The organism is Thiomonas sp. (assembly GCF_054608695.1).
This window is the reverse complement of record NZ_JBTRXV010000018.1, coordinates 46,907-54,161: the sequence shown is the minus strand read 5'-3', so window position 1 is coordinate 54,161 and position 7,255 is coordinate 46,907. Positions and strand designations below refer to the sequence as shown.

General features: G+C 61.9%; 6 protein-coding genes and 1 tRNA gene. 2 read left to right on the top strand and 5 right to left on the bottom strand.

Annotation, left to right across the window (positions count from 1 at the left end; genetic code table 11):
• Positions 1-265: 265 nt before the first annotated feature.
• The gene (locus ACYCUK_RS08930) at positions 266-703 is read right to left on the bottom strand and encodes a hypothetical protein (protein ID WP_461594436.1); all 438 of its coding nucleotides are present in this window, start codon (positions 701-703) and stop codon (positions 266-268) included.
• 302 nt (positions 704-1,005) lie between these two features.
• Between ACYCUK_RS08930 and lnt the strand changes: the two genes are divergently transcribed.
• The gene (gene lnt, locus ACYCUK_RS08925; RefSeq protein WP_461594435.1) at positions 1,006-2,388 is read left to right on the top strand and encodes an apolipoprotein N-acyltransferase; all 1,383 of its coding nucleotides are present in this window, start codon (positions 1,006-1,008) and stop codon (positions 2,386-2,388) included.
• Positions 2,389-2,583: 195 nt separating this feature from the next.
• On the opposite strand, the gene ACYCUK_RS08920 is transcribed toward lnt, so the two are convergent.
• Positions 2,584-3,681 carry a site-specific integrase gene (locus tag ACYCUK_RS08920; RefSeq protein ID WP_461594434.1) on the bottom strand — a complete coding sequence of 366 codons (1,098 nt, stop codon included), beginning with the start codon at positions 3,679-3,681 and terminating at the stop codon, positions 2,584-2,586.
• Positions 3,682-3,791: 110 nt separating this feature from the next.
• Here ACYCUK_RS08920 and ACYCUK_RS08915 point away from each other — a divergent pair.
• Positions 3,792-3,866 (top strand) — tRNA-Arg (locus ACYCUK_RS08915).
• Positions 3,867-3,906: 40 nt separating this feature from the next.
• Here ACYCUK_RS08915 and aroC read toward each other — a convergent pair.
• Genes aroC through ACYCUK_RS08900 form a run of 3 tightly spaced genes read right to left on the bottom strand, consistent with a single transcriptional unit; the run spans position 3,907 to position 7,139 of the window.
• Entirely contained in the window at positions 3,907-5,010 is a 1,104-nt protein-coding gene (gene aroC, locus ACYCUK_RS08910) for a chorismate synthase (protein ID WP_461594433.1), read from the bottom strand.
• Positions 5,011-5,058: 48 nt separating this feature from the next.
• Positions 5,059-6,849, bottom strand: a complete 1,791-nt coding sequence (gene feoB, locus ACYCUK_RS08905) for a ferrous iron transport protein B (protein ID WP_461594432.1) — start codon at positions 6,847-6,849, stop codon at positions 5,059-5,061.
• Positions 6,846-7,139, bottom strand: a complete 294-nt coding sequence (locus ACYCUK_RS08900; RefSeq protein WP_461594431.1) for a FeoA family protein — start codon at positions 7,137-7,139, stop codon at positions 6,846-6,848. Before ACYCUK_RS08900 ends, feoB begins: the two co-directional genes overlap by 4 nt.
• Between the last annotated feature and the right edge of the window lie 116 nt (positions 7,140-7,255).

Genomic DNA, 7,255 nt, shown 5'->3' with positions numbered 1-7,255 from the left:
TTCCACGCTTCCTCCCCACGCTCGGTCGCCCTCACGCAGTTGCGCTTCGCTTCACTCGCCATGACCAGCTTGTGGCGGGACTTGCACCCGCAGGAGTGCGCCCGTGCCGGGCGCACACGAAAAAACGCCCCGAACCATTGCTGGTGCGGGGCGTTTGTTATTCCAGATCACCCCGCATGAACGGGGCAATCATGCGGCTATTTCACGAGCCCAATGTGGCCGGGTTGGCGACATTGGGCAAGGCTTTGCAGCCACTCCCCGAGACTCAGAAAGCCTCGATCAGCGCATCAAACTTCGCTTCGCTTGCCTCGTTCCACGCCCCCTTTGCATGGGACGGTTTGTAAAGCAGCGCGCGGCCTTCTGCGCTTGCGCGCAGTTTCCAGAACTTGGCCTGGGCGCGCTCGATCGCGAAATCCAGATCCGCCGGATCCCGAGCCTCGATTTCCATCAGATCCCAGCCTTGACGCTGATCTTCTGGATGCCCGCCGTTGCGGATGACGCAAATATCCGCCGACCTGACAAGGGCCAGGTCGATGCTGATGACGCGGCTGTCCTTATACCCGAATTGCTCGATAACACGGAAACCCGCTTCGATTTCGCGCTTGAGCGCATCTTCCTTGGCGGTAGGGCCCGGAGTGGGCTTGGTGATGGGTAATGCATGGGATGCCGGCACATCGCCGGGCACCAATTCTTGATGGGGCATGGTGATGGGCCTTTCGCCTTGAGGCGGATTACGAAAATCGTCCGGTCGATCATCGCGCAATATTGGCGCGTATCAGATTGAAAACATCCGCGAACGGACGATGTTTCGATTTTGTTCAGCCCTGCTATTCGCCCAAAATGAAACTCCCCAGCCTGGCGTTGCAGGCTTGGTGATTGGGCAAACAGCACGATCAAGCTCGATGCCTCGCCACTGGCGAGAGGCACAAAATTCCGCGACGGAACACCTCGCCATCTCGTAAGTGTTTGATTCCACAGGAAACAGCCCCGCGAAAGGTCACGGTTTTGCGCAAAGGTCACAATTTTCTGCGCTCCAAATCTGAATGCGATACTGGCCCTTCCTACGCGCTTGGCATCGGTCTGGCGCAAATGACCTCTGCTGGCGCGTTGGGCGCAGCCCTCGGCCTGTCCTTTGGCCACGACGATCTTGGCTATCTGGCGTGTCTGGCCGTCGGCGGGTTTTTCCTGTTGCTCGTAGCATCAGCGCCGAATGAGCGGCGACTCTCAGGCCTGGGATGGGCGTTGCTCATCGGCCTGTGCTTTGGGTTGGGCGAGTTTTTTGCCGGGTTGTGGTGGTTCCCAACCAGCATCGCCCGCGAATGGCCGCAGTTGTCCGTGGCGCCTGAGTATCTGTTGCTCATCTATCTGGCGAGTTTCCACGCGCTCACCGGGGTGTTGTTCTGGGTTTTCTCGCGACCGATCCGACGCGCAAGGCCTGGTGCTGCATGGTTCGCTACCCTGTCCTTCGCATTTGCTTTTGCCTGCACATGGGCGATTCCTGAGATCGCCCGCGGGACCACGATGACGGGCCTGCCCCTGTTGTCCCTGGGGTACGAGATGGTTGGCACCGCGTTCTTCGGCTATGCCCCGATCGTCGGGCTGTATGGCGTCGAGTTCGCGGCAGCTTTTGCTTCGGCGTTATTGGGCGCGCTGGTCTTTGCAAGAAGTTGGCGCGTGGCGGCCATCCTTGCGCTGGTTCTGATGGTTGACTTGGCTGGCGGCGAACTGGCTGGATCCGTGCGCTGGACCCATCCAGCCGGAGAACCGATCCGCGTTGCCGCCATCCAGGACGGCATTGGCATGTCAGCCAAGTATTCAAATGTTGGCCAGACGGATGCCATCCAGCGCTACACCGCATGGGCTGGGGCGTTCAAGGACACGCTGATTGTCGGGTCGGAGACGGCCATTCCCATGCCCATGAACAGGGCACCCCGCCAACTTTTGCGCGCCCTGCGTCTTCGCCTCGCCGCACATGGGAACGTTGCCCTGCTCGGAGCCAAAATGCCGTTGCCGGGACGCAGCGCCGTCTGGACCAATAGTGTCATCGCTTTCGGCTCGCCGGCTCCCTATCGTTACGACAAGCGCCACCTGATCCCATTCGGTGAATACACGCCTCGGGGCATGCTCGCGCAGTGGCTCGGGTCATGGGTCGGCATGACAGGGGCATCTTCGCTACGACCAGGCTCTACGACGCAAGCCAATTTTGACGACCGCGGCGCAGGAGTGATCCCGACCATCTGCTTCGAGAATCTGTTCCCGGGCCTGGTGGTTTCGTCGCTTCACGACAACCGCAAACCGCACGTCCCCGATGCGCCGAAAACTCAAAAATTCATGCATTTGAGGTTGTTTTCGCGCTTGCGTCGGCGCTCGGAGGGCGTGAAATGGTGATCAGAAGACTGAAACGAATTCGTTCAGTCACACGACTACTCAATACTCACATCCACTCCCATCTCATGAGCCTCATCACCCAAGCCTTTGTGGCCGAAAAGTATGGCCTGCGCCTCGACATGGACGCTTTGTCGGAATTGCTCGGCCTATCGAAAGGATCGCTATACAACCAGCTCAGTGCAGGAACGTGCGCGGTCAAGACCTATCTTGATGGTGGCCGCCGCTTTGCAGACTATCGCGACGTTGCCGCCCATCTGGATCAGTGTCACCAGGCTGCCGTTTGACTATGTCCTTGATTGTCAGATCTTCAGGACGCAGGTTCGTATATCTCTTGAGATTGCGCCAATCCTTATGCCCGGTGACCAAGGCCACCTGTGCAATTGAGTAGCCATCTTCGAACAAGCTGGATGTGCCCTCATGCCGAAGATCGTGGAAATGCAAATCTGGAATTGAAAGTGCCTTGCACGCCGAAGTGAAATACTTGCTCAAGGTCTGCGGATGGATCGGAAAAATGCGCCCGTCCTCGCTCAACGGTTGGCTGGTAGCAAGCTCCCATGCGCCACGAATCAAAGGCACTCTCTCCAAAGTCTTTCCAAGACGTGGGTGCTTGCGCATAACACGGGCGATCTTGGTTGATGGTTCTAGGTCGCTAAGTTTGAGATCGCAGACTTCACCGCGTCGCATTGCCGTGATAGCAGCAAATTTAACGGCGTCGGCATAACCCTCTCCGTGCTGAGTCTCGAAATAGGCGAGGAGACGCTCAAGTTCGTCATCTGTAGGCCTGCGCTCCCGCTTCCCCCCGCCGCCAATCAGCCGCAAATAAAGCAGGAGTGGGCGGGCGGCGCCAACAATATCCAGGGGGGCAATCTTCAGTGCAGTTCCGCCGAAACGCAAGACTGTCCCGAGTTTTGATATGTCCATATTGATGGTGTACGGTCCTGCGCCCTCTTCCTTCCGCATTTGCGCGTAGGCCACGATGCGCTCGGGAGTTGCCTGGCCGATCAATACATCTCCCAAGCCACGTTCGAGGGCCTTGAGCATGTAATGCTCATTTGTTGAGTCTGAGATCGGGCGACCATTCGCGCGCAGCTTCTTATATGTTGCGATCACGTCACCGATGGTCATCTTGTCGTGCTCGACAGGCGATGCTGCTCCAGCATCCATCGCAACCTCAGTTTTTCGTATCCAGATCTGTGCCTCTGCCTTCGTCGCGAACGTCTTACACTGGGCTCGGTAGCCCTTGCGCCGCACTTCGGCACGCCATCGCCCTTGCCGATTCGTAATCGTCCCCATGTCACACCTCTGTCGCACTCGTGTCGCAGTGCTGCCATGATAAGGGGTTAAACTGAATGGGAGACTCGTGAGTCTGTAGATAGGGAAGCAAGGCTACACTGCCCCCACCGCTCGCCGTAGTTCAATGGATAGAACGGGCCCCTCCTAAGGGCCAGATGTGGGTTCGATTCCCGCCGGCGAGACCATGCTCGAGCCAAGCACCCAGGCTCCAGGGGAGCCGCACGATCAAACCCCCACTTGCCCCGGAATCGGCGGCACGTCGATGCGCACGTCCCCGCATTGCGCACGATGCCGCAGTGCATGATCCATCAGCACGATGGCCAGTAGTGCTTCGGCGATGGGCGTGGCGCGTATGCCCACGCAAGGGTCGTGGCGGCCGAAGGTTTCCACCACGGTAGGCTGGCCCGCGCGGTCGATGGAGCGACGCGGCAAACGAATGCTGGAGGTGGGTTTGATGGCGATCGACACCATCACCGGCTGGCCGCTGCTGATGCCACCCAGCACGCCGCCGGCGTTGTTGCCGACGAAGCCTTGCGGCGTGAGTTCGTCGCCATGCTCGCCGCCTCTTTGCGCGACACTGGCAAAGCCGGCGCCGATTTCCACGCCCTTCACCGCGTTCAAGCCCATCATGGCATGGGCGATGTCGGCGTCGAGCTTGTCGTAGAGCGGCTCGCCCCAGCCTGCCGGCACGTTCAGCGCCTCCACGTAAAGCCGCGCGCCGCAGGAGTCGCCGGCCTTGCGCAGCTTGTCCATATAGGCCTCGAGCTCGGGCACGATGACGGCGTTGGGGGCGTAGAACGCATTGCCGGGCACATCGTCCCAGTTGACGAAGGGAATGCTCACCGTGCCCACTTGCTGCATGCAGCCACGCACCTGAATGCCATGATGCGCCTGCAGCCATTTTTTCGCGATGGCCCCGGCAGCGACGATGGGCGCGGTGAGCCGCGCCGACGAGCGCCCACCGCCACGTGGGTCGCGCAGGCCGTATTTGCGCCAGTAGGTGTAGTCCGCATGGCCAGGACGGAAGGTATCGAGAATGTTGCCGTAGTCCTTGCTGCGCTGGTCGGTGTTGCGGATGAGCAGGGCGATGGGCGTGCCGGTGGTCTGGCCCTCGAACACGCCGGAGAGGATTTCGACCTGGTCGGCCTCCTGCCGCTGCGTGACGTGGCGCGAAGTGCCGGGACGACGACGGTCGAGGTCGGGCTGGATGTCGGCCTCCGACAGCGCCATGCCGGGCGGGCAGCCGTCGACGACGCAGCCAATCGCGGGGCCATGGGACTCGCCAAAGGTGGTGACGGCGAAGAGCAAACCGAGCGTGTTTCCGGACATGCGGGCATTGTAGGCAAGCGCCTCGGGCGCTCCCGGCGGCCAAATGGTTCACGCCCAGCCGAGCAGGCGCGTGCCTTGATAGAACACCAGCGACACCATCCAGGCCAGGCCCAGCGACCAGCCCAGACTGAGCCAGGTGTAGGCATTGCTTTTCGACTCGCTGCGCAATGTGGCCACCGTGGACAGGCAAGGCGTGTAGATCAGCGTGAACAGCATGAAACTGTAGGCCGCGGCGGGGGTGATTTGCGCGGCAATGGCGTGCTGCAGGGCGTCGCCCTGCAGGCCGTAGATCACGGCCAGCGAGCCGATGACGATTTCCTTGGCGACGAAGCCGAAGATGAGGGCGATGATCAGTTCCGGCGGAATGCCCAGCGGCGCGAAGGCCGGATGCAGCGCATGCCCCACCCAGCCGGCCAGGGTGTGGGGTCCGGCGGTGGGCTGACCCGGCGGCAGGTTGGTCAGCATCCACACCAGCACCACGCCGATGACGATGAACTTGGTGGCGCGGTGCAGGAAGTGGTGAATTTCGCCCCAGGCACGCAACAGAATTTGTCGCATCGTGGGCAGACGGTACGGCGGCAGCTCCAGCACGAAGGGTTCATTGCTGGGGTAGCGCTGCTTGAACAACAGGGCCGAGGCGAACGTAGCGGCGAAGCTCACGCCGTAAAGGCTCAGCAGCACCCAGGGCGCCACGCGCGGCGAGAACAGCGCGGCAATGATGAACAGGAACACCTGCAGCCGCGCCGAGCACAGTGAGAACGGAATGATGAGCATGGTGAGCAGGCGCAGGCCGCGCGAGCGCATCACCCGCGTGCCCATGAGCGCCGGCACATTGCAGCCGAAGCCCATGAGCAGCATGACGAAGCCGCGCCCGTCCAGCCCCATGCGCGACATCAAGCTGTCGGTGAGGAAGGCGGCGCGCGAGAAATAGCCGCTCTCCTCGATCAGGGTCATGAACACGAAGAACAGCATGATGACCGGCACGAAGGCCGCCACCGTGCTCAAGCCGTTGTAGATGCCGTCGAGCAGCAGGCCGCTGAACCAGGCCGGTGCTGCGGCCAGGGTCGGCGCCAGAACCTGCACGCGCAGCTGGTCGAACACCCAGCCCAGACCCTCCTGCAGCGGTGCGCCGAGCGTGAACACGGCGTTGAACACCAGCGCCATGAAGGCCAGGAATAGCGGCGGGCCGATCCACGGATGCATCACCCAGTGGTCGATGCGCTGGGCCCAGGTGTCGGGCAGGCGGGTTGGCAGTTGCACGGCCGCCGATAGCGCCGCCCGGGCACCTTCTTGCCCGTCCCGCCGCTGCTCGAGTCTGGCACGGGCTTGCTCGAGCGCAAGGGGGGTGGAGGTCTCCAGGGCCTGCCCCAGCAGTTGCAGCGCCTGGGGATAACCGCGACCGTATTTGGCGCTGAGGCTGGCCACCGGCACACCCAGCGCAGCTTGCAGCTTGACGGGGTCGATGCCTACGCCATAACGCTCGGCCTCGTCGGCCATGTTCAACAGCACGATGCAGGGAAAGCCGCTGTCACGGACCTGCACGGCCAGGGCGAGTTGACGGTCGATCTGCGTGGCGTTGATGACGACGGCGACGAGATCCACGCTCTGGCTCTGCAGAAAACGCTGCACCGCGTTTTCGTCTTCGGTCAGGCCTTGCAGATCGTAGATGCCGGGCAGATCGACGATCTGCGCCATGTGGCGGCCCAGGGGTATGCGCGCAGAAGCGAGCTCGACCGTCAACCCGGGCCAGTTGCCGACCCGCGCCGAAGCACCGGTGAGCCGGTTGAACAGGGTGGACTTGCCCGTGTTGGGCATGCCCACCAGGGCGATGCGCTTCATGCCCGGGGCGACGCGATCGACGGCACGGGGCGCGAGGCGCCCGCGGACGCTGTTTGCATCACGTGAGACGCAGCGACCTCGACATGACGCGCGTCGGCACGGCGCAGGAAGAGTTCCGTGGTGCCAATACGCACATGGATGGGCCCGCGAAAACGGGCCTGGCGCAACACCAGCAGTTGATTGCCGGCGCGCAAACCCAGTGCGGCCAAGCGGTGCATCAGTGCGCCTTCGGCACGCACCTTGGTGACGATGGCCAGTGCACCGGGGTGCAGCGATGCGAGCGTGTTCATGGTGGCTGGACGGTTTGCCGGTTGCGCGCGAGGCCGAGAGCGCTCCGCGGAGTTGAATCATGCCAAGAGAATGCGAATGATTCTTATCCTATCAGGGCCGTCAGCCATACGCCATG

Excerpts from the sequence above, each read along its gene's own strand:
- ACYCUK_RS08930 (WP_461594436.1), bottom strand. The coding sequence starts at position 703 with ATGCCCCATCAAGAATTGGTGCCCGGCGATGTGCCGGCATCCCATGCA.
- ACYCUK_RS08920 (WP_461594434.1), bottom strand. The coding sequence starts at position 3,681 with ATGGGGACGATTACGAATCGGCAAGGGCGATGGCGTGCCGAAGTGCGG.
- aroC (WP_461594433.1), bottom strand. The coding sequence starts at position 5,010 with ATGTCCGGAAACACGCTCGGTTTGCTCTTCGCCGTCACCACCTTTGGC.
- feoB (WP_461594432.1), bottom strand. The coding sequence starts at position 6,849 with ATGAAGCGCATCGCCCTGGTGGGCATGCCCAACACGGGCAAGTCCACC.
- ACYCUK_RS08900 (WP_461594431.1), bottom strand. The coding sequence starts at position 7,139 with ATGAACACGCTCGCATCGCTGCACCCCGGTGCACTGGCCATCGTCACC.